We start from the raw sequence: 20,940 nt of genomic DNA, 5'->3' as shown, positions 1-20,940 counted from the left end.
GACCCACGATGACCGTCACCGCCCGGCACGAGGGGAAGACCGCCCTGGTCACCGGAGGCAGCCGGGGCATCGGCAGAGCCGTCAGCCGCCGCCTCGCCCGCGAGGGCGCCCTGGTGGCGGTCCACTACGGCCACGACCTGACGGCCGCCGAACGCACCGTCAAGGAGATCGAGGCCGACGGCGGCCGCGCCTTTCCCGTGCACGCCGAACTCGGTGTGCCCGGCGACGCCGACACCCTGTGGTCCGCCTTCGACCGGGCCCTGGCCCGACAGGACGCGCCGGCGGGCCTGGACATCCTCGTCAACAACGCGGGCATCACCGTCCCCCGCCCGATCGCCCAGGTGACCGAGGCCGACTACGACCGCGTCTTCGCGGTCAACACCAAGGCGCCGTTCTTCATCATCCAGCGCGGCCTGGACCGCCTGCGGGACGGCGGCAGGATCGTCAACATCTCCTCCGTCGCGACCCGCGTCGCCCTCCCGGCGATCGTCTCGTACACCATGACCAAGGCCGCCCTCGACCACCTCACCCTCTCCCTCGCCCAGGAGCTGGGCCCCCGGGGCATCACCGTCAACGCCGTCGCACCCGGCTACACCGAGACGGAGATCAACCCCACCCTCGCCGTCCCGGAGATCCGCCGCCGCTACTCCGAGGCCTCCGTGTTCGGCCGGCTCGGCGATCCGGTGGACATCGCCGACGTCGTCTCCTTCGTCGCGAGCGACGACGCCCGCTGGGTGACCGGCCAGTGGATCGACGCCTCCGGCGGCGCCCACCTCGGTGTGTGACCCGTCCGCACCCCTAGGAGATGCGATGAACGACCGCACGTCCGCCCTCGACGAGCCGGTGACGGAGGACGCCCCGGCCCGGCCCTTCGCGGGCGCCAGCCCCTACGACGCGTACGTGCACGCGTCCGTCCTCAACTCGCTGCAGCACCCGCTCACCGAGGCCCCGGACGAGATGGGATTCCTCGTCACCACCCAGGTGATGGAACTGTGGTTCACCCTGATCGTGCACGAGTGGCGCACGGCCCGGGTGGCCTTCGCCAAGGACGACCTGCCCGCGGCCATGGACGCGCTGGAGCGCAGCCGCCGCGCGCTGACCGCCCTGGGCGGCGCCTGGGCGCCCATCGCCGCGCTGACTCCCGCCCGGTTCAACGGTTTCCGGGCCGCGTTCGGCCAGGCGTCGGGCTTCCAGTCGGCGATGTACCGGCACATGGAGTTCCTCCTCGGGGACAAGTCCGCCGGGCTGCTGCGCGCCCACCGCGGCGACCCGGCCGTCCACGAGGCGCTCGCCGAGACCTACCGCGAACCGTCCCTGTACGACGAGGTGCTGGCCCACCTCCACCGCCAGGGCCTGCCCGTCCCGCGTCACGTCCGCGAGCGGGACGTGACCCGCCCCTACACCGGCGACCCCGGGGTGGTGGAGACCTGGCGGCACGTCTACGCCGGGCCGAGGCACCACCGCCACCTGGCGCTCGGCGAACTGCTCACCGACGTCGCCGAACTCGTCATCCGCTGGCGGTTCGACCATGTCCTGGTGGTCCGCCGCGCCATGGGCGCCAGGCCGGGCAGCGCCGGCTCCGCCGGACTGGCCTGGCTGGAGCGGCGGGCGGCCCGGCCGGTCTTCCCCGAACTGTGGGAGGTGCGCGGTGACGTCTAGGGCGATCTCCGCCTTCGCGGCCGAGGAGGAGCGGCGGGTCCTGAGCCTGAAGCCGGTGCTGGCGCCGGTGCACGGCCGCTACGGCGACCACCCCCACCAGTCCTACGACGCCTGGCCGTCCGACGACCCCGACGCCCCGCTGGTGATCCTGCTGCACGGCGGCTACTGGCGCTACGACCGGATGCACCTGACCCCGTTCGCGGCCTACCTCTCCGAGCAGGGCTTCGACGTGCTGCTCCCCGGCTTCCGCCGCTCCGGCGGCGCGGGGGGCCACCCCGGGACCTTCGACGACGTCGCCCGCGTCGTGGACACCCTGCCCGGGGGGCGGCCCTACGTCCTCGCGGGCCACTGCTCCGGCGGCCACCTCGCCCTGTGGTGCGCCGCCCGGGGGCTGCTGCCGCCCGGCTCGCGCTGGCACACGCGCACCCTGCCGACGAGCGTGCTCGCCCTCGCGCCGATCACCGACCTCACCGCCACCCGCCGTGACGACCTCAGCAACGGCGCGGCGCTGCAACTCCTCGGTGGGGAGGAGAACTTCGAGGAGCGGCTGACCGAGGTCGACCCCCTCACCCTGCTGCGGGACGCCGGCACCACCGGGGTGCCCACCGTGCTGCTGCACGGGGCCGCCGACGAGGAGGTCCCGCTCACCCAGTTCAGCGACTACGCGGCCGTGCACCGGGACCTCAGGACGCTCGTCCTGCCAGGCACCGGCCACTACACCCTCATCGAACCGGGAGCGCCCGGAGCCCGCGCGGTCGCCGACACCCTGAGGGAGATGGCGGCCGCCTTCACCCCGGGGAACTCCGGCCGCGCGGGCGAGGAGGCCGCACACCGATGACCACCGCACCGGCCGACCTGCGCGCCCGGTTCCCGCTCCCGCCGGACGCCGTCCGCCTGCGGGACCTCACCCGGGGCGCCGCCTACGGCCCCGCGCCGCCGGCCGCGGGGCCGGTGACCCGAGGGGACCCGCCCCGGCCTGGCCGCCGGGCGTGGCGGTCCCGTGCCGCACGGCCCGTGCGCGCACAGCGCCGTCCTCGTGCTGCCGCCACCCGTCACCACCCCGTCGGCGTACCCGGTCGGCGGATACGGCGGGCATCGTCGCGGTGCCGGCCGGCGACCGTCTCGCGCGGCTCGCCGCCGTCGGCCAGGGCCTCGGCGGCTCGTTCCCGGTGGGCGCGGAAGCGGCGCAGGTACGACCGTGCCATGGGGCCCGGCGGGACGCCCCGGGCGAAGGCGCGCATGTTGCGTTCGCCCGTGTTGTAGCCGAGGGCGAGGAGTTCGTCGCGGGTGTAGCGGCGTACGTGCCGCCGCGGAAGGCTCCGGTCGAGGTCCTTCAGGTGCAGGGCGGCCGTGCGGACGGCGAAGGCGGGGTCGTCGCGCAGGTCCTGCCATCGTCCCGGAAGGCCGTGCGTCCGCCGGACCCGCTCGAACGTCGCCCGGTGCATGTTGGCCAGGCCGAAGGAGGCCCCGGGTTTCCACCACTGCCACAACCGCTCCAGCAGGGGATGGTGCGGCTTGTACGCCTCGTTGTGGAGCACGGTCATCACGAGCAGGGGCGAGACCCCGGCCTCCCGGGCACTGCGCACCACGACCGCCGCGTAGTCGGCCGGTTCGTAGCCGCCGGGGCGCAGCGGCGGTGTCCGGGCGTCCTCACGGTCCACTGTTCGAGACCCTTGCTTCTTTGCCGCCGCCGGTCGTTCGGCCATGGTCGATCACTCCTCCACCGTCCTGAGGTGCACGTGCCCCCGTGGCCCTGCCCCAATCCGGGCCTGCGGCGGACGAGGACGCCGATGATGCTCGGCGCCGCCCGCGTTGACGGAGCGCACGGCGAGGAAGGGCCCGCCTCCCCGGCCACCACGCCGTTGCCCCGCCCTGGTGACGAGCCGCGCCTGGACGAGGCCTTCGCGATGAGCCACGGCGAGTGGAACTCCCCCCGGCCACGTCCGCGTTCAGCGGCGCCCCACCCGGCTTGCGACCAGGCCGGCACCGGACGAGCGCCCCCGGCCACCGCCCCGGCGTGCCGGCTCCCGGGTTCGGCCGGGCTCCGAGCCTCTCGTCCTCATGCGGTGCGGGTCTCCGTCTCCTGCCAGAACGCGTCGACGCGCGCGTTCCATTCGTCGGGGACCTCCTGGAAGGGCTGGTGCGCCTCCTCCTCCATGACCGCGAACCGGGCGCCGGGGATCGCGTCGGCGACGGCGCGGCAGAGTTCGGGGCGGCTGGTGGAGTCACGGCCGCCGGCGAGCACCAGCGTCGGTACGTCGATGTCCGGCAGACGGTTCGTGGTGTCGTGGTCGAGGACGGCGTCGAGGAAACGCTTCAGGTTCTCGGTCGTCTGCTTGTGCGGGAAGGCGAGCGCGTCCTCGACGAACCGGTCGACCGTGCCGTCGTTGTGCGCCCGGGCCGTGTAGATGTCCAGGAAGAAGCCCTCGAGGAAGGCGCGTTCGCCAGGAGCGGTCTCGACCAGCCAGCGGACGAACAGGCCCCACCGGCGCAGGTAGGCGTCCGGCGCCGACCAGGTGCTCTGGAGGACCAGGCTGCGCACCAGCCGGGGGTGGCGGAGAGCCAGCTCCTGACTGATGACGCTGCCGCCGGAGAAGCCTGCGATGTGGGCGGACGGGATGTCCAGCGCCCGCAGCAGCGCGGCGGCGTCGTCGGCCATCGCTTCGACCGAGACGGGGCCCTCGGGCATGGCGGTCCGGCCCGCTCCCCGGTTGTCGAAGGCGGTCAGCCGGTAGCGGTCGGCCAGCCCGTCGAGCTGGAACTGCCAGGACTCGACGGTGTCACCGAGCCCTCCGACCAGCAGGACGTCCGGCCCGTTGCCGACCTGCTCGGTCCAGATGTCCAGTCCGCCCGCGCGTACGTACCGTCCCATCGGCCGTCCTCCTTCCACGGTCCCCTCAAGGGTCCGCCCGTCGAGCACGGCACGCCAACCGGACTCCGGCTCACCGGCCCGGGTGCGAGAAGGCGGTCGGGACGAGCGTCGGCGAGGCCGCTCCGTTGTGTCGCGGTGAGCGGGGCGGGGCCGGGAGCGGGAGCGGGGGGTGAGAGACCGGTCCGAGCGGATGGTCGCGCGCAGGCCGGGAGGGGCTGTGGTGCCCGGAGGGGAGGGGCTCCTTCCTTTCCGGGCAGTGGCCGGTGGTGTGGGCTGGAGGCAGGTGACGCGATCGGCGTCCGAGCCGTCGCTACCGCGTACCGCCGGCACCGGCCAGGTGGGACGACTGGCTGCCGGGCTTCCTCGCGCGATCCGTCTCGTCCTGTACGAGCAGGGAGAGCAGTGCGGCCACGGTCAGGCCCGCTTCCGCCGGGTGGCGCAGCACCTTGTCCGGTTCGATGCGGTAGGTGTTGGTGCGGCCGTCGCGGGTGTGGGAGAGGTAACCGTCCTGCTCGAGGTCGGAGATGATCCGCTGGACGGCACGCTCGGTGAGCCGGCAGTGGGCCGCGATGTCACGGATCCGGACGTTCGGGTTGTCGGCGATGACGGCCAGCACGCGCGCGTGGTTGGTGACGAACGTCCATCCGGAGTGAGATGCAGGCACTTCAACCATGCGCCGCATTCTACAGACCACTTTTGCCGGACACCCGATGCATGACATACTTTTCAGGCAATGGATGACAGGATCTGGCCGGGGGAGACGCGGGAGGGACCCGAGAGTGTCTTTGGATGAAGCGGTCACAGGGCGTTCGAGCGGTTCCGACGAGGGCCGGCTGCAGGTCCTGGAGCAGGGCACGGTGGTGCAGTACGAATGGTGCGGCGCCTGGGTCGTCGGCGCACGGGGCTCCTACGACATCTCCTCCGTCGCTCCTCTGGCGGACGCGCTGGGCGCCGCGGCCAAGGAGCACCCGAGAGTGGTCCTGGACGCCTCCGGCATCACCTTCGCGGACTCGGCGCTGCTGAACCTGCTGATCCTCACCCACCAAGCGGCGGACCTGCGCGTGGCCGCGCCGACGCGGCAGCTGCAGCGACTCCTGCAACTCACCGGAGTCGACACCGTCCTGAAGACAGGGGCGACGGTGGAGGAGGCCGCCACCTGCTAGGCATCCTCCCCGAACCCGCCGCCGAGGCCGTCCGCCGGGTGATCGGACCGCAGCCGGGCGCCGGCTGTGCGGAAACGGGCGGCTCGGAGACAGGGAGAAGCGTGGAGTAGACCCTTCGATACGGGGCATTCGGAGTTTCGCCTGACGCCGCCCGGTCGTGCACCGTGGTCGTCAGATGCCATGGAGGCAGTCACTTCCGCGCGGTGCGACCGGCCGTGCCGCGGGAGGGGCTCGTGAGGGGAGAGGTATCACCATGATCCTTCCGGCGGAGAAGGAGCTGCGCACGGTGCTGGCCCGGTTCGCCCAGGCGCGCATCGAACACGACGTACGTCCCACCGGCTACACCAGCAGGGCCCTCGAGGACGCCACGTACACGCTGTGCGTGATGACCGGGGCCCGCACCGCTGAGCAGGCTCTGCTCACGGCGGACACGTTGCTGGCGAAGTACGCCGACCGTACGAGCGTCTCCCGCGAGGACGAGACACTGGCCGCGTAGCCGACGCCGGACCTCTGCAGTCGGCTCCCGCGTCTTACGAGGACGCGCTCAGCGGCGCGGCCCCGCATGTCCCGGGCCCGTCGCTGAGGTCTTCTGCTGCGGCCGCACCTCACCGGAGTCGTCACCGCCCCGCAGACGCGGGTGGCCGGTCCCTCGGTGCTGTCCGGCTCCGAGGCGGTCCCGCCGGGCAGGTCCGCGCGGGCGGGTCCCGGCACCGGCCGAGGGCTTCGGGACGGGGCTTGCCGCTGTGCCCCCCGGGGGAGGCCTCGTACGGAAAGGCGGGCCAGTGCATAGAATCCGGTCTCATGCCGAAGCCTGACGAGCTGATCGTTAACATCGCCGCCCTTGTGGAGTCCGGGCGGAGCAGTCAGATGTCGTTGACCGTGGTCACCGGTGGCGCCGTCATCACCGGTCGCCTGGCTCCTGAAGCCGTGTGGCGGCAAAGGGTGTCGGAGGTGTTGACGGATTCCGCCCGACTGAAGGAGTTCTCCGCTGTCTTCGGCGCTCCTGAGAAGAAGGACGGACCGCCCACGCACCTGCACTTCCATGTCGCCCGGATCCTGCAGGGCACGGTGGGAATTCCGGAGACGGGCGGGATGTACCGCATCGCCATCGAGGACGTCAGCGCCTGGACCGTGGGCGACTTCAGCTACTCCGACCACTGACCCGGCCGCCGCGCCGGGAACGGCACGGGGCGGGCCCCGCCGGGATGTCCCGGCGGGGCCCCGCGCTGCTGTTCGGCCGGTTCCCGGCCGCGGGGCGAGCGGCGTGATGCGGCCCGGGACAGGAACCGCCCCCGGCTCCTTCGCCGTCGGTCCACCGGGTGAAGCGTACGGGCAGGCCGCGCGGCCCGTGGGTCGTCCTCCCGGGCCGCCGGGTGATGACCGCCGGACGGATGTCCAGGGCCAGGCGGCACGGCGGTGCAGCAGGGTGCCGAAGGCGACGCGCGCCTCCGGACGGGCCGGCGGGGCACCCGGGCAGGGAGGGGGACGCCGTGACCGAACGCCGTGTGGCCGCGGAATACTCGGCTGCGACCGGGGCCGGCCGGTCCGTAGGATCCTCGTCCGTGGCGCCGGCGTGGCGTCCTTCCGGCAGCGGAACTCGACGGACCGAGGATGCGTGGTGCCTTGAGCAGCAGACTTTTCGCGATCTCCTTCGACGCGCACCGGCCCGAGCGCCTGGCGCAGTTCTGGGCAGGTGTCCTGGGCCTGGAGAGAGCCGACGAGCATGACGACGGCGTCGCCCTGCTGTCCGGGAACGACGCAGGCTACCGCCTCGGCTTCCGTCCCTCCCGGGCACAGAAGACCGCCCAGAACCGGCTGCACTTCGACCTGACCAGCTCCTCCCCGGAGAACCAGCGGGAAACCGTGGCCAGAGCTCTCGGCCTCGGCGCGCAGTACGCCGACGTCGGCCAGGAACCGGACGCCTCCCACGTGGTGCTCGCCGACCCCGAGGGCAACGAGTTCTGTGTCATCGAGCCGGGCAACGCCTTCCTCGCCGGCTGCGGCTTCATCGGAGCGCTCGCCTGCGACGGTTCGCAGGCCGTGGGCTACTTCTGGAGCCAGGCGCTGGGATGGCCGCTGGTCTGGGACCAGGAGGAGGAGACCGCCGTCCAGTCACCCGACGGCGGTACGAAGATCACATGGGGCGGTCCGCCGCTCATGCCGGATCCCGGCAAGGACCTGCACTTCGACCTCGCGCCGAACGACGATCAGCACACGGAGGTCGAGCGCCTGCTCTCCCTCGGGGCGAAGCGTCTCGACCCCGCCCACGACGGGGACGGCGCGGTGCTGCTGGCCGACCCCGACGGCAACAGGTTCCGCGTGCTCCCCCGCCGGTGAGGCCGGAAGCGACGGGAACCGAAGCGGATGACTGCCCCGGCGCGAGCGTTCACCGGGCCGCCGACGGTGCCCGCACGCCGGCGTTCGCCTTCGCACCGCGGGAAGCCGCCGCGCCGCGTGGCCGACCAGGACCTGCGACACGCCGAGTGGGCGCTGTGGCGGCTCAGCACGGACGCGGAAGTCTCGGCCCCGGCGTCACTGCGCACTGCCCTTCGCGACCGCGCCACCGCGATGGCCACCTGCTACGAGGCCACGGCCCTCGACGCGGTCGCCGACGAACCGCTGTGACCGGCACGTCCTGACCGCGCTGGGCGAGCGCCCGGGCGGCTCGCGGTGTGCGGACGCATCGAGGACGGCCCGCCGATTTCCCGATGGGGATGCCGACTTGGTGAGGTGTTCCTCGAGGGTTACCGCGCACGGTGCGCGAGTTCGTCGGTGGAGCTGCGGCACGCACGGTGTCCCGGCCTGAGCGCGGCCATGGTGGGCAGGGCCGCTGCAGCGGGCGTTCCGCCGCAACGGCCGGCTGTGGCCATGTCGTCACCACCGGCTGACACCAGGTGAGGGAGAGGCCTTCCGGAGCCGGGCAGGCGGTGCAGGGCGTGAGCGTGCCGTTACGGGTTATCCGAGGCGTAGGACGGGGCGGCCGTCCGCACGGGAGACGCCGGTCGTCCGGCGACCGGGAGCCGCGGGCCCTCGTGCGGCAGCCGTCACGCTCCCGGATGTCGACGGCCGGACGTGAAGGGAAACTCCGGACGGGACCGCAGGGGACGGGAAAGGGGCTGGGCGCGATGACTGTGGTGGCGCGGCAGGGCGGTGGGGGAGGGTCCAGCGGTCTGTACGACGTACTGGAGCTGATTCTCGACCGGGGGCTGGTGATCGATGCGTTCGTGCGGGTCTCCCTGGTGGGTATCGAGATACTCAAGATCGACGTCCGGATCGTGGTGGCCAGTGTCGACACCTACCTGCGCTTCGCCGAGGCGTGCAACCGCCTCGATCTGGAAGCGGGACCGCGCAAGCCGGCCGGGCTGACCGAACTCCCGGGGCGGATCAAGGAGTCGGGGGCTCGGGGTGCGACCAAGGGAGTCCTGTCCGGTGCCGCGCAGACGATCTCCGAAGCTTTCCAGCAGGCCCGCGGCGAGGCACGGAAGAAATAGGGCGGCGCCCACAGGAGGGGGAAGCGCAGCCGGCGTGAGCGTGCCGGGCGTTCGCGGGACGTCGCTCCGCCGGGAGCGGGGCCACCGACACCGCCGGCCCCGTCGTCCCGGGCGGGCTCGCCACACACGGCGCCACCGCGGAGACCGGGGCCGCCGGACGGACCGGTGACCAGCCCTCACCCGGAATCGTCGGAGAAGGACGACGCCGACGGCCAAAGCGAGTGCGAGGAAGTCCGCGCGGGCCCCCGGCCGCGCCCTTTGGGCCGGGGCGGTGTGGCGGCCCCGTACGGCGGCTCCCGGCCGATGCGCTGCCGCACCCGCTCGGAGGGCGCGGCCGGGGGGCCCGCCGCCCCGGCGTTGCGCGCGGTCGTCAACACGCGGGTCGTCAGCCTCAGTTCCCCTTCGGCCCCGGCGGGTAGGCGTGCGGGGACCGCCGGGCGAACGGATCGGTGCAGGGCGCTCCGGCCTCGGGCGCGCGTGCCGCACCGGAGGCGCTCGTCGACCTCGGGCAGGAGGAGCGACGTCGCACGGCCGGCAGCGCTGGGCTTCCCCGGCGCGGTTCCTCTCGCGCACCTGGCGTTCCGCCTCGTCGGGTCACCGCTGCCCCGGAACGTGTGTCACCAGTCGCAGCCGCTGTTCGCACCTGCCCACCCCTACCGTCTGCCCCCACGTCAGCTCCAGGGCGTCGCCCTCCACACCGTCCCCGAAGGCGACGAGACGTTCGGACTCGACGGTGAGGTGCAGCCGGCCGGTGGCGGTGAGTTCGCCGGCCACCAGGGACGTCCCGGTGGCCGGCGACGGCCAGGCCTCGCGGACGAACCAGAGCAGGCGGTCCTCCGTGGGGTGTGGCAGGCGCAGGGCGCTGCCCCGCTCCTGCCACACCGACCGGAGCCAGCCGGTGGCGCCGGCGCCCGTGCCCACCAGCACCCCGGAGGAGGCCTGGGCCTCGACGACACCCCCGTCGCCCTCCAGGCCCAGGCGGTACCTGGCCGTCTGGTGTCCGACGGCGCCGAGGTAGATCTCGTTGAGCGCGACCAGCCGCTGGGTGTCGTCGGCGACGGCCTCGACCATGGTGAGTTCGTCCGTCCGGGCGGACGACGCGCCGCGCAGCAGCACCGCAGCGTCGGACGCCCGGTGCCGTACCAGTACGCCGGGGTTTCGCCCCGGCTCGGGATCGACACCGATCACCGGCTGTCCGGCGAGGTACTTGGCCACGTTGGCCACCAGTCCGTCCTGTCCCACCACGACCACGATGTCCTCCGGGGCGAACAGGAACCGGTCCAGGTCGTTCCGCTCCACCCGGGCCTGTCGCCAGGTCAGCGGGACCGCGGCCGCCACCTCGGCCAGCGCCCGGTGCGCGCGGCGGTGGCGTTCGGCGACTTCCCCGAGGTCCCGGCCCCGGGAGGAGAGGAAGAAGGCGGCCTGTCCGTGGGTGCCGTGCCGGGCCACCAGTTCCTCGTACTCCGTGGTGCGGTGGACCAGGACGGCCCGCGGGGCGAGGCTCATCCCCGGCCCCCGTCGCCGAGCCGGGCCAGCAGCCCGGTCAGCACGTCCGGCGAGACGGTCACGCTGTCGATGCGCGGCAGGTTCTCCGCCAGCCGTGTCCCGGTGAGCGCGCGCAGCGTCGCCACGTCGACGTCGCCGTGGACGCGCAGCCAGGCCGCCTGGGCCTCGGCCCGGGCCTCGCCGACCTCACGCGCCGCCTGGGCCTCCGCGTGGGCGAGCGCCACCGAACGGGCGGCCTCGGCCTCGGCGAGCTTGACCGTGCGCGCCGCTTCGGCCTGCGCACGCACCTGGTCCGCCGCCGCGCTCTCCTCCGCCTCGCGGCGTGCGTTCGCCCCGCGCTGCTCCACCAGCCGTTCCTCGCGACGGGCGAGTTCGATCCGGCTGGCCAGTTCGTTCTCGGCGATGGCACGCTCGCGCTCGACGGCGACGGCCCGCCGCTCATACGTCGCCCGGTCGGCCTCCTGCTGGATCCGCTCCCGGGCGGGCGTGCGCAGCGCGCGCTCCACCTCCGCCTCGGGCCGCACCGCCATGACCCGTACGGCCACCACCTCGATCCCGGTGGCCGGCAGCCGTGGCTCGGCGCCGAGGCCCGCCGCGATCCGGTCGCGCACCGCGGCCACCCCGTCGACCAGCGCCGCGGACAGCGGGGTGCGGGCCAGCACGTCCAGCGCGTGCTGCTGGGCCGTCTCGGTGAGCAGTGTGCCCAGTTGCTCCAGCGGAGCCCCGCGCCAGGCTCCGGTGTCGGGGTCGACGGAGAAGTCCAGGCGGGCGGCGGCGAGCGCCGGGTCGCCGATCCGGTAGGTGACGGTCGCCTGCACCGACACGTCCTGGAAATCGGCCGTGCGGGCGCGGAAGGTCATGGCCAACTCCCGGTCCTCGACCGGCACCTCGGAGAGAGCGGCGGTCAACGGACGGAACCAGAAGCCGAGCCCTGGCCCGTCGTGCACCAGCTTGCCGCCGCGGTGGTGGCGGATGTGGGCCGTGGGCGTGGAGCGCAGGTGGCGCCAGCCCAGGCGCCGGGTGATGTCGGCCATGAGAACCCCTCTTTCTCGTCCCACTGACGATAATGGGGAACCTTTTTATCGTCAAGAGGACGAGAATGGAGGTGCGTCGGCCGCGGTACGTGTACCGGAAGGTGGAGGAAGTCATGAAAAAGGGTGTCATCAACAGTCTTGACCGATTCAAGAAAAAGCGTACGGTCGTAAGGGAGATCGCAACCGTCCCCGAAAGCGCGCTTCTATGGATCGCACAGCTCCCCGGGAAGCCCTCCCGGGTGGAACGATCGTCGATGCGGCCGTTCCCTGCCCTCCGCGGCCGGCCACCGCCCTGCCGTCCGGTGCGGCGGCCGGGACCCACGTGGAACCGTTCATGCGCGGGCCCTGGTTCCTGCCGTGGTCGCCGATCGCGTGCTCCTCGGCGAGGGCCGTCGTACGGGACGTCCTGCGGCAGTGGGGTCTGGGCGACCTCGTGCCGACCGCCGAGCTGCTGGTCAGCGAACTGGTGAGCAACGCGCTGCGTCATGCCTCCGGCCCGCTGCGCCTCACCCTCGAGCGGGTGTCCGGCCTCCGCTGTCTGGTCGGCGACGGGAGCGTGGACCCTCCCCGCCCGGCCGACGCGGGTCCGCAGGACGAGTGCGGCCGCGGACTTCTCCTCGTGGACACGCTGGCCACGCGGTGGGGCTGTGAGGGCGGGCCCGGGGGCAAGGACGTGTGGTTCGAGCTCTGTGCGGACCCCCGCGCACGCGGTCTCGACGACGGCACGAAGGACGTGGCTGCATGACGCCCCCCGGCGCGGCCGATGAACCGATGGCCCTGGCCGCAGAACGGCTGCGTACGGCGGGTGTGCGGGTAACCGCTCCGCGCATGGCGGTGCTGACGGCCGTCCACGACTCGGGCGGTCACCTCGACGCCGAGACCCTGCGCGAGCGCGCTCGGCGGATCACCGGCCGCCTGTCCCTGCAGGCCACCTACAACGTGCTGCGCGCCCTCACGGACGCCGGGCTGGTCCGGTCCACCCAGATCGCGGGCCACCCCACCCGCTACGAGACCGAGCGCCACGACAACCACCACCACTTCGTGTGCCGCGCCTGCGGTTCCATCCGCGACGTGGAGTGCACGGTGGGCGCGGCACCCTGCATCGAGCCGCGGCTGCCGGAGGAATACGACACCCAGGAGGCCGCGGTCACCTTCTGGGGCCTGTGTCCCGGCTGCCGGGCCGCGGCGCCGGCTTCCTGACGGGACTCGCCCCCGCGGCCCCACGGGGGTGCGGGGAGAGCCCGGCGCCGCGGTCCGGCCGTGCCGGAGACGCGTACGGGCGGCTGGTCACCGGACGCGAGCACCTGCACTGTCACGGATCCGTGTCCGTATCATCCCGATAGGATCACTTTTGTGATCGGCTCAGGAAGGCTCCGGTACCGCCGTCGTCCGAACGGCGGCCAGCGGGAAGCCGTGCTGCTGTCACCGGTGATCGTCACCCTCCTCGTCGCCGGCCTGGCGTTCTCCACTCCGAGGGAGATCGCCTTCAGCCGTCTGCTGCCCGCGGCGCCCGCCCTCGCCGCCGCACTGTGGCCCGTCCTCCCGACGGTCCTGCTGGGGACGTTCTGCCTGCTGATCATGATCGGCCTCAGCTTCGTCTACTCCGATCTGGGAACGCCGTACACGGCCGCCGCGATCACCGCCGTCACCCTGGCGGCCGCGTACGCGAGCCATCTGCGACTTCGGCGGGAGGAGACGCTCTTCCAGGTCCGGCTCGTCGCCGACGCGGCTCAGAAGGTGCTGCTGCGGCCACTGCCGCACCGGGTCCGGCATGTCGAGATCGAGTCGCTGTATCTGGCGGCCCAGGAGCAGGCCCGGATCGGAGGCGACTTCTACGAGGCCGTCGACACGCCGTACGGGGTCCGGCTGCTCATCGGCGACGTGCGGGGCAAAGGCCTGTCAGCGGTGGGAGCCGCCTCCGCGGTGATCAACTGCTTCCGGGAGCACGCGTACGACCAGCCCGACCTCAGGGCCGTCGTCCGCCGGCTCCAGATCGCCATTTCCCGCTACAGCGCCGCGGTCCCCGCCGATGATCGGACGGAGCACTTCGCCACCGTCCTGATCGCCGAGATTCCGCACGGCGGCGAACACGTCAGAATCCTCAACTGCGGGCACCCTCCACCGGTGTTCGTGCGTGGCGGGGAGATCCACGTGCTCGAGCCCACCCTCACCTCGACCCCCCTCAATCTCTCGGCGCTCCTGGGAGACCACTACTACGTGGACACCGTCGCCTTCGCCCCGGGCGACCAGATGCTGCTCTACACCGACGGAGTGACGGAGACCCGCGACCGAGCCGGCGAGTTCTTCCCGCTGGCGCACTGGGCGCGGCAGCACAACCAGGCGCCGCCCCGCGCGCTGCTGGACCGGCTGCACGCGGACCTGCTCCGCTACGCGGGCGGAAGGCTCGACGACGACATCGCGGCCGTCGCCGTGCGCCGCCGGCACACCGGGGCTCCGGAGCAGTAGCCCGGTCCGAGGCCGGCGTACACGGCTCGCCGTCCGGCGATTAAGGGTGTGACCTGCGCGGCCGATGTGACGCGACCCATCCGTGCGGCGACCGGCGCCCGAGCGTGCATCCCGCGGTACGGGGGACACGGGCCGGTATGACGAGAAGAGTCGGGAACAGGGCGTCGGCGCAAACGGGGGAGCGGGGAGGGGCACGGGAGGCAACGGCGCTCAAGCGCACGCTGACGACCCCGCTGCTGTACTTCTTCATCCTGGGCGACGTGCTCGGCGCCGGCGTGTACGTCCTGGTCGGCCAGGTCGCGGCCGACGCCGGGGGAGCGGTGTGGATACCACTGGTCGTCGCGCTGCTGCTGGCGCTGCTGACCGCCGCATCCTATGCCGAGCTGGCGACGAAGTATCCGCGGTCGGGCGGGGCCTCCCACTACGCGACGCGCGCCTTCGGGCCGTTCGCCGGGTTCGTCGCGGGCTTCTGCATGCTGGCCGCCGGCATCGTCTCCGTGGCCGCGCTCGCCCGCGGTTTCGGCGGCGACTACCTGTCGGCCTTCGTGACACTGCCCGTGGGGCTCGTGGCCGTGCTGTTCCTGGCGCTGCTCGCCCTGGTCAACGCTCGGGGGATCAAGGAGTCGACCCGCGCCAACGTCGTCGCCACCGTCGTCGAGGTGGGCGGACTGGCTGTCGTCGTCGTCCTCGGCGCGTGGCTGCTGCTGCGCGGCGACGGCGACGTGGGGCGGCTGACGCAGCTGGGCACTCCGGAGAAGGGGGCGGCGGCGGCCGTGCTGAGCGGCTCGGTGCTGGCGTACTACTCCTTCGTCGGATTCGAGACCTCGGTGAACGTCGCCGAGGAGACCCGCGACCCGCGGCGCTCCTACCCACGCGCCCTGTTCGGCGCCCTCGCCACCGCCGGGGCCGTGTACGTGCTGGTGGGCATGGCCGCGTCCGCGGCGGTGCCGACCGCCCGGCTGGCCGGGTCGAGCGGGCCGCTGCTGGAGGTCGTCGAGGAGGCGGGCGGCGTGCCGTCCCGCCTGTTCAGTGCCGTCGCGCTCGTCGCCGTGGCCAACGGCGCGCTGCTCACCGGCATCATGTCCTCCCGCCTGGCCTACGGCATGGCGAAGGACGGGCTGCTGCCCGCCGCACTGACCAGGGTGCTGCCGCGCCGCCGCACGCCGTGGGCCGCGATCGCGGTCACCACGCTGCCGGCGATGCTCCTCGCGCTCACCGGCGGCGTCGCCACCCTGGCGTCCACCCTGGTTCTGCTGCTGCTGGTCGTCTTCCTCCTGGTCAACACGGCGGTGCTGGTACTGCGCCGGGACCCGGGCGAAGCCGACCACTTCCACACCCCGACCGCACTGCCGGTCCTGGGCATCGCGTCCTGTGTCGTGCTCGCCACGCAGATCGAGGCCCAGGTGTGGCTGCGCGGACTGACGATCGTGGCCGTCGGGACGGTGCTTGCCGCACTCGCCGTCGTGCGGCGGACCAGGCGGACGGACGGGGACGTGCGGGAGCCCGGCTGAAGGTCGCCTCCGTACCGGAAGAGCGGCCATGACCGGGCCCGCGCGATGTGCGACGGCATCCCCGGCCACGGCGGCGGCCGGGCGCCGCCGTGGCCGGGGATGCTCCACCACCGGCTCCAGCGAGGCCGCCATGCTCCGCGGCCTCGCCCTGAAGTGGCGGTGGCGCGACCGCCGACGCGCGGCGGACCGCCCCAACCTGGTGTGCGGGCCGGTGCAGGTGTGCCGGGAGAAGTTCGCCCGCCACTTCGACGTGGAGCCGCGTCAGGTGCCGGTGGAACCGGGCGCCACCGGCCTGCAGGCACCAACTGCGCCAGTACGTCGACGAGAACACCATCGGCGTCGTGGCGATCCTCGGGGTGACCTGCACCTGCACCTGCGAGTCGGCGGCACAGATCGCGGCCGAACCGGACCGCCTGCAGGCACAGACCGGTCCGGACGTTCCCCTGCACGTCGACGCGGCATCCGCGTACGGCACGGCGTCGCCCGCGACGAGATCGAACTTCTCGCCCAGGACATGCGCAGGGCGGTCGGGCACCTCGACGAGGGACACCCCCACGACTCGGCCCGCGTCGGCTTCCACCACTGACCACGCCCGGGCCGACGCAGGGCGGTGCGGCAACCGCCACCGACCGGATGCGCGGACGGCTCGGCTGCGAGGTCAGCCGGGCCGACCGGGTTCCCACCGGGCGCACGGGCCCCGGACAGGGCTGTCCACCCGGTGCAACGCCGCCTCGTGCGAAGCTCGTGACCGATGCCGGCGATCCGCACCACGAGACGCACGTCGGAGCGGGCCGGGAGCCCGGCGGCCCGCCCCGCACGGAACGAGCCACCGGGACGTGCCGGATCAGGCCGCCGGGGAAGCCGCCAGCAGGTCCGCGGGAATACCGCCCTTGTCGGGGGCGTAGAAGTTCTTGATCTCGGCTTCCCAGACGTCCACCCGGATCCGGTCGTCGTCGTCGGGCTCGAAGGCGTCGAAGAGGGCATGGATGTTCGGCAGGTCGAAACCGACCCCCCTCATCATGCCGGTGAACACCGGTCGGGTGACGGTACCGCTGCCGTCCAGGTCACCGAGGCGCGCGAAGCCGGCCGCGAACTCGCCGATCGCTCCGGTGAAGCGCTCCGGCGACAGGACGCACGCCTGGTACTCGTCGTAAGTGATCCGGCCGTCGTGATCGGTGTCGAGTTCACCGGCCAGCGTGTTCCAGTAGCGCGTGAAGCCGGCACGCATGGCCTGCTTCCGCGCCTCGTCGGCTTCGGGCACGGCCGCGGCGACCCGGTTGCTCATCAGATCGAAGTCGTCGGGTTCCAGGACCCCGTTTCCGTCTGCGTCGAACAGGGTGAACACGAGCTTGACCCGCTTGATCGCTTCGTTCCGCATGGGCTCTTGCCTTTCGTCGGACCAGGAGACGGGACGGCCGCGCGTGCCGGCCGCGCCGTACGGTGCGCGACGGCCCGCCGGTGCGCCGGTGAGCCGCCGACAAGTGCGGCGAGCACCCGCGCGGGGCGGGAAAGTCCACCTCCGGCCGACCGTACGGCCGTCGCGCTGTCACTATGCGGGCTGCGGAATCCGGCACCACGGGGAAGACCGGCTGTTCAACAGAAAGAATGAAAATGGCGTCGCCCCGGCATGAACCGCACACCGGCCCGTCGCCGGGCGGGCTGCCGGGAACGGAGGCGTCCCGCCCGCGCGTCTCCTGCGCCTCGTGGCCTCGCGGGAGGAACCGCTCCTGAACACTGCGGACCGGGCGGGAGCCGTCCGGGCCGGCGCGCGCGGCGCACTGAGCACGCCGACAACACCCCATTCGGCTTCCGCACGCCCTACCGGCGCCCCTGGGCCGCGGAAATGATGAACGCACCGCACACGAACCAGGTGATCCGCACCCCCGTCCCTCGGCCAGGCGGACATGCGGCGGAAGGAGCCCATGGTGTTGCTTCTCATCTCCCCGGACGGTGTCGAGGAGGCCCTCGACTGTGCGAAGTCGGCGGAGCACCTCGACATCATCGACGTCAAGAAGCCCGACGAGGGCTCGCTCGGCGCCAACTTCCCCTGGGTCATCAGGGAGATCCGTGACGCGGTCCCGGCGGACAAACCGGTCTCCGCCACCGTGGGAGACGTCCCGTACAAGCCCGGTACGGTGGCCCAGGCCGCGCTCGGCGCGGTCGTCTCCGGCGCCACGTACATCAAGGTCGGTCTCTACGGATGCACGACGCCGGAGCAGGGCGTCGAGGTCATGAGCGCGGTCGTCCGGGCGGTGAAGGATTACCGTCCCGAAGCGCTCGTCGTCGCTTCGGGCTACGCCGACGCCCACCGGATCGGCTGTGTCAATCCGCTCGCCGTACCCGACATCGCCGCTCGCTCCGGCGCCGACGCCGCCATGCTCGACACCGCCGTCAAGGACGGGACGCGGCTGTTCGACCACGTTCCGCCGGACAGCTGCGCCGAGTTCGTCCGGCTGGCCCACGCGTCCGGTCTGCTCGCCGCCCTCGCGGGCAGTGTCGGACAGATCGACCTCGGTCCGCTGACCCGCATCGGCACGGACATCGTGGGCGTGCGCGGAGCGGTCTGCGAGGGCGGCGACCGCAGGGCCGGGAGGATCCAGCCGCATCTGGTGGCCGCCTTCCGGGCGGAGATGGACCGGCAGGCCCGGAAACACGCGGTCGGCGTCACCGCCGGGAATTGACCAGAGGCATGCCCACCCCTGAGCCCGACCGCGCCCCCGGACGCCGGGCCGCGCGCTTCGGTGTCGTCGACCCGGCCACCGGGGAGACCGTCGACGAGGCCCCCGACCAGCAGCCGGACGAGCTGGACGCCGTGGTCGGCCGGGCCCAGCGGGCCTGGCACGGCTGGCGCGCCGACCCCGCCGCCCGCACCACCGCGTTGCGCGTGGCGGCCGAGGCCGTGGAGACGGCAGGCGACAGCCTCGCCCGGCTGCTCACCCGGGAACAGGGCAAGCCCCTGGCCGAGTCGTACGCGGAGATCGCCCGTACGGCGGCCCGCCTGCGCTACTTCGCGGACCTGGCCCCCAGAACCCGGCGGATCACCGACGGCCGGCCCGTGCACAGCGAGATCCGCTGGCGCTCCCTCGGACCCGTCGCCGCGATCGTGCCGTGGAACTTTCCCCTCCAGCTCGCGGCGGCGAAGCTCGCGCCCGCGCTCGCGGCGGGCAACACCATGGTCCTCAAACCCTCCCCGTTCACCCCCCTCGCCACCCGGCTGCTCGGCTCCGTCCTCGCCACCGTCCTGCCCGAAGGCGTACTGACCGTCGTCACCGGCCGCGAACCGCTCGGCGCCCGCCTCGCCTCCCACCCGGGCATCCGCCACGTGACCTTCACCGGCTCGGTGCCCACCGGGCGGGCCGTCGCCGAAGCGGCGGCGGCCTCGCTCGCCCGGGTCACCCTGGAACTGGGCGGCAACGACGCCGCCGTCCTGCTGGACGACGTCGAGGTGGACCGGATCGCGGACCGGCTGTTCTGGGCGGCGTTCCGCAACTGCGGGCAGGTCTGCATGGCGGTCAAACGCGTCTACGCCCCGGCCCGGCTCCACGCCGAGGTCGTCGAAGCCCTCGCCCAGCGGGCGAAGACCGTCACCGTCGGGTCCGGCCTGGATCCGGACACCCGGCTGGGCCCGGTCAGCAACGCCCCTCAACTGGTCCGCGTCGAGCAGGTCACGAAGCAGGCCCTGGCGGACGGCGCCCGGGCGGCGGCCGGCGGCCACCGGCTGGACGGGCCGGGCTACTTCTTCGCTCCCACGATCCTCACCGATGTCCCGCCCGACAGCCCGGTGGTGACCGAGGAACAGTTCGGCCCCATCCTGCCGGTGCTGCCCTACCGGAGCCTCGACGAAGCGGTCGACGCGGCCAACGGCACCGGCTTCGGACTGGGCGGATCCGTATGGGGCGCCGATCCCGACCGGGCCGAGGAGGTGGCCGGCCGGCTCGAATGCGGCACGGCCTGGATCAACCACCATGCCGAACTGTCCCTCGCCCAGCCCTTCGCGGGCGTCAGGAACAGCGGTGTCGGCGTCGCGGGCGGACCGTGGGGACTGTACGGCAACCTCCGGCCGTTCGTCGTCCACCGCCCGCAGGAGGAATGACGTGAGGTTTCAGGCGGCCGTACTGCGCTCGTACCAGGACCCGTTCGCGATCGAGGAGGTGACCCTGCGCACGGAACCCGCCGACGGCGAGATCCTCGTCGAGATCACGGGCTGTGGGATGTGCCGGACCGATCTCGCGGTCCGGCGGTCGGCCGGCCGCAGCCCGCTGCCGGCGGTGCTCGGCCACGAGGGGGCCGGGATCGTGGTGCGGACCGGCGGCCCGGACACCGTGATCGGCGTCGGTGACCACGTCGTGCTGAGCTTCGACTCCTGCGGACACTGCCGGAACTGCCGCGGTGCGTCACCCGCCCACTGTGACTCCTTCGCCTCCCTCAACCTCTTCGGAGGGCGCGAGGAGGACACGCCGCGGCTCACCGACGCGACCGGGGGAGCGCTTGCCCCCCGGTGGTTCGGACAGTCCTCGTTCGCCGAGTACGCGCTCGTCCCGGCCCGCAACGCGGTCCGGGTCGACCCCGCCCTGCCGGTCGAACTGCTCGGACCGCTCGGCTGCGGTTTCCTCACCGGCGCCGGAGCCGTGCTGAACACCTTCGGCGCCGGCCCCGGCGACACCCTCGCGGTCTTCGGCGCGGGAGCGGTGGGCCTGGCCGCGGTGATGGCGGCCACTGCCGCCGGCGCGCTGACCGTGGCCGTCGACCGGCATCCCGGGCGGCTGGCCCTGGCCGAGCGGTTCGGCGCGATCCCGCTGCCCGCCGGAACGGCAGGACTGCCCGAACGGATCCGGCGGCTGACCGACGGCGGCGCGCAGTACGCGCTGGACACCACGGCCTCGCCCCCGCTCATCAACGACGCGCTCCGGGCACTGCGCCCCACCGGCGGCCTCGGCCTGGTGGCACGGCTCCACACCGCGCTGCCGCTCGAACCGGGCACGCTGGACCGGGGCCGCAGCATCCGCCACATCTGCGAAGGAGACGCCGTGCCCGGACTGCTGATACCCCGGCTGACCGGGCTGTGGCAGGCCGGACGCTTCCCCTTCGACCAGCTGATCCGCACATACCCGCTGGCCGAGATCAACGAGGCCGAACGCGACTGCGAAGCGGGCCGCGTGGTCAAACCCGTCCTGCTCCCGGAGGGAAGAAGCCGATGAGCGAGGCACACGGCACCGCCGACCCACCACACCCGACAGG

22 protein-coding genes and 1 pseudogene are annotated in these 20,940 nt (G+C 73.1%); 17 read left to right on the top strand and 6 right to left on the bottom strand.

The features are described 5' to 3' along the window. Positions 1–8 precede the first annotated feature (8 nt). From ACZ8ZB_RS01305 to ACZ8ZB_RS01295, 3 genes are read left to right on the top strand one after another with little or no spacing between them, the layout of a single operon-like run. On the top strand, positions 9–785 hold the full coding sequence (locus ACZ8ZB_RS01305; protein WP_470735866.1) for an SDR family oxidoreductase: 777 nt from the start codon (positions 9–11) through the stop codon (positions 783–785). Positions 786–810: 25 nt separating this feature from the next. Further along, a complete protein-coding gene (locus ACZ8ZB_RS01300) occupies positions 811–1,659 on the top strand; it encodes a tryptophan 2,3-dioxygenase (RefSeq protein WP_470735865.1) in 849 nt (282 codons plus the stop codon). Then, positions 1,649–2,497: an alpha/beta hydrolase family protein gene (locus ACZ8ZB_RS01295; RefSeq protein WP_470735864.1), complete on the top strand. Its 849-nt coding sequence runs from the start codon at positions 1,649–1,651 to the stop codon at positions 2,495–2,497. The genes ACZ8ZB_RS01300 and ACZ8ZB_RS01295 overlap by 11 nt, the downstream gene beginning before the upstream one ends. 214 nt (positions 2,498–2,711) lie before the next feature. Here ACZ8ZB_RS01295 and ACZ8ZB_RS01290 read toward each other — a convergent pair whose 3' ends face one another. The 3 genes from ACZ8ZB_RS01290 to ACZ8ZB_RS01280 form a co-directional block, all read right to left on the bottom strand. Next, positions 2,712–3,320, bottom strand: coding sequence for a lytic transglycosylase domain-containing protein (locus tag ACZ8ZB_RS01290; protein ID WP_470735863.1), 609 nt, complete (start codon positions 3,318–3,320; stop codon positions 2,712–2,714). A gap of 398 nt (positions 3,321–3,718) precedes the next feature. Beyond that, positions 3,719–4,531 (bottom strand): alpha/beta fold hydrolase, encoded by an 813-nt coding sequence (locus ACZ8ZB_RS01285; protein ID WP_470735862.1) that lies wholly within the window; start codon positions 4,529–4,531, stop codon positions 3,719–3,721. Positions 4,532–4,841: 310 nt separating this feature from the next. Further along, complete coding sequence (locus ACZ8ZB_RS01280; RefSeq protein ID WP_470735861.1) at positions 4,842–5,204, bottom strand: helix-turn-helix transcriptional regulator; 363 nt, start codon at positions 5,202–5,204, stop codon at positions 4,842–4,844. Positions 5,205–5,310: 106 nt separating this feature from the next. Here ACZ8ZB_RS01280 and ACZ8ZB_RS01275 point away from each other — a divergent pair, with 106 nt between their 5' ends. The 6 genes from ACZ8ZB_RS01275 (at position 5,311) to gvpJ (ending at position 9,185) form a co-directional block, all read left to right on the top strand. Continuing rightward, positions 5,311–5,694: an STAS domain-containing protein gene (locus ACZ8ZB_RS01275; RefSeq protein ID WP_470735860.1), complete on the top strand. Its 384-nt coding sequence runs from the start codon at positions 5,311–5,313 to the stop codon at positions 5,692–5,694. A gap of 253 nt (positions 5,695–5,947) precedes the next feature. After that, on the top strand, positions 5,948–6,190 hold the full coding sequence (locus ACZ8ZB_RS01270) for a DUF5133 domain-containing protein (protein ID WP_470735859.1): 243 nt from the start codon (positions 5,948–5,950) through the stop codon (positions 6,188–6,190). A 305-nt stretch (positions 6,191–6,495) separates the two neighbouring features. Next, complete coding sequence (locus ACZ8ZB_RS01265) at positions 6,496–6,855, top strand: hypothetical protein (RefSeq protein WP_470735858.1); 360 nt, start codon at positions 6,496–6,498, stop codon at positions 6,853–6,855. A 462-nt stretch (positions 6,856–7,317) separates the two neighbouring features. Continuing rightward, a complete protein-coding gene (locus ACZ8ZB_RS01260) occupies positions 7,318–8,031 on the top strand; it encodes a VOC family protein (RefSeq protein ID WP_470735857.1) in 714 nt (237 codons plus the stop codon). Between the two features lie 117 nt (positions 8,032–8,148). Further along, a complete protein-coding gene (locus tag ACZ8ZB_RS01255) occupies positions 8,149–8,319 on the top strand; it encodes a WCX domain-containing protein (RefSeq protein WP_470735856.1) in 171 nt (56 codons plus the stop codon). 500 nt (positions 8,320–8,819) lie between these two features. After that, positions 8,820–9,185, top strand: coding sequence for a gas vesicle protein GvpJ (gene gvpJ, locus ACZ8ZB_RS01250; protein WP_470735855.1), 366 nt, complete (start codon positions 8,820–8,822; stop codon positions 9,183–9,185). A gap of 594 nt (positions 9,186–9,779) precedes the next feature. Here the strand turns inward: gvpJ and ACZ8ZB_RS01245 are convergent. Both ACZ8ZB_RS01245 and ACZ8ZB_RS01240 read right to left on the bottom strand, forming a co-directional pair. Then, complete coding sequence (locus ACZ8ZB_RS01245) at positions 9,780–10,691, bottom strand: NAD(+)/NADH kinase (RefSeq protein ID WP_470735854.1); 912 nt, start codon at positions 10,689–10,691, stop codon at positions 9,780–9,782. Beyond that, positions 10,688–11,725 (bottom strand): SPFH domain-containing protein, encoded by a 1,038-nt coding sequence (locus ACZ8ZB_RS01240; RefSeq protein WP_470735853.1) that lies wholly within the window; start codon positions 11,723–11,725, stop codon positions 10,688–10,690. The genes ACZ8ZB_RS01245 and ACZ8ZB_RS01240 overlap by 4 nt, the downstream gene beginning before the upstream one ends. Before the next feature lie 334 nt (positions 11,726–12,059). On the opposite strand from ACZ8ZB_RS01240, the gene ACZ8ZB_RS01235 reads away from it, so the two are divergent. The 5 genes and pseudogenes from ACZ8ZB_RS01235 to ACZ8ZB_RS01215 form a co-directional block, all read left to right on the top strand. Beyond that, positions 12,060–12,470: an ATP-binding protein gene (locus ACZ8ZB_RS01235; protein WP_470735852.1), complete on the top strand. Its 411-nt coding sequence runs from the start codon at positions 12,060–12,062 to the stop codon at positions 12,468–12,470. Then, on the top strand, positions 12,467–12,925 hold the full coding sequence (locus ACZ8ZB_RS01230; RefSeq protein ID WP_470735851.1) for a Fur family transcriptional regulator: 459 nt from the start codon (positions 12,467–12,469) through the stop codon (positions 12,923–12,925). The genes ACZ8ZB_RS01235 and ACZ8ZB_RS01230 overlap by 4 nt, the downstream gene beginning before the upstream one ends. A gap of 153 nt (positions 12,926–13,078) precedes the next feature. After that, complete coding sequence (locus tag ACZ8ZB_RS01225) at positions 13,079–14,191, top strand: PP2C family protein-serine/threonine phosphatase (RefSeq protein ID WP_470735850.1); 1,113 nt, start codon at positions 13,079–13,081, stop codon at positions 14,189–14,191. A 137-nt stretch (positions 14,192–14,328) separates the two neighbouring features. After that, positions 14,329–15,702: an APC family permease gene (locus tag ACZ8ZB_RS01220; RefSeq protein ID WP_470735849.1), complete on the top strand. Its 1,374-nt coding sequence runs from the start codon at positions 14,329–14,331 to the stop codon at positions 15,700–15,702. A gap of 97 nt (positions 15,703–15,799) precedes the next feature. Further along, a pseudogene (locus ACZ8ZB_RS01215) lies at positions 15,800–16,166 on the top strand (pyridoxal-dependent decarboxylase); the annotation flags it as partial. 380 nt (positions 16,167–16,546) lie between these two features. On the opposite strand, the gene ACZ8ZB_RS01210 reads toward ACZ8ZB_RS01215, so the two are convergent. Continuing rightward, a complete protein-coding gene (locus tag ACZ8ZB_RS01210) occupies positions 16,547–17,080 on the bottom strand; it encodes an EF-hand domain-containing protein (RefSeq protein ID WP_470735848.1) in 534 nt (177 codons plus the stop codon). A 547-nt stretch (positions 17,081–17,627) separates the two neighbouring features. Here ACZ8ZB_RS01210 and ACZ8ZB_RS01205 point away from each other — a divergent pair. From ACZ8ZB_RS01205 to ACZ8ZB_RS01195, 3 genes are read left to right on the top strand one after another with little or no spacing between them, the layout of a single operon-like run. After that, complete coding sequence (locus tag ACZ8ZB_RS01205; RefSeq protein ID WP_470741391.1) at positions 17,628–18,383, top strand: (5-formylfuran-3-yl)methyl phosphate synthase; 756 nt, start codon at positions 17,628–17,630, stop codon at positions 18,381–18,383. An 8-nt stretch (positions 18,384–18,391) separates the two neighbouring features. After that, positions 18,392–19,795 (top strand): aldehyde dehydrogenase family protein, encoded by a 1,404-nt coding sequence (locus ACZ8ZB_RS01200; RefSeq protein ID WP_470735847.1) that lies wholly within the window; start codon positions 18,392–18,394, stop codon positions 19,793–19,795. Position 19,796: 1 nt separating this feature from the next. Beyond that, positions 19,797–20,900 (top strand): NAD(P)-dependent alcohol dehydrogenase, encoded by a 1,104-nt coding sequence (locus tag ACZ8ZB_RS01195; protein WP_470735846.1) that lies wholly within the window; start codon positions 19,797–19,799, stop codon positions 20,898–20,900. Positions 20,901–20,940: the final 40 nt, after the last annotated feature.

It is taken from the genome of Streptomyces sp. 12E, assembly GCF_055633275.1.
This window is presented reverse-complemented; position numbering and strand designations above follow the sequence as displayed.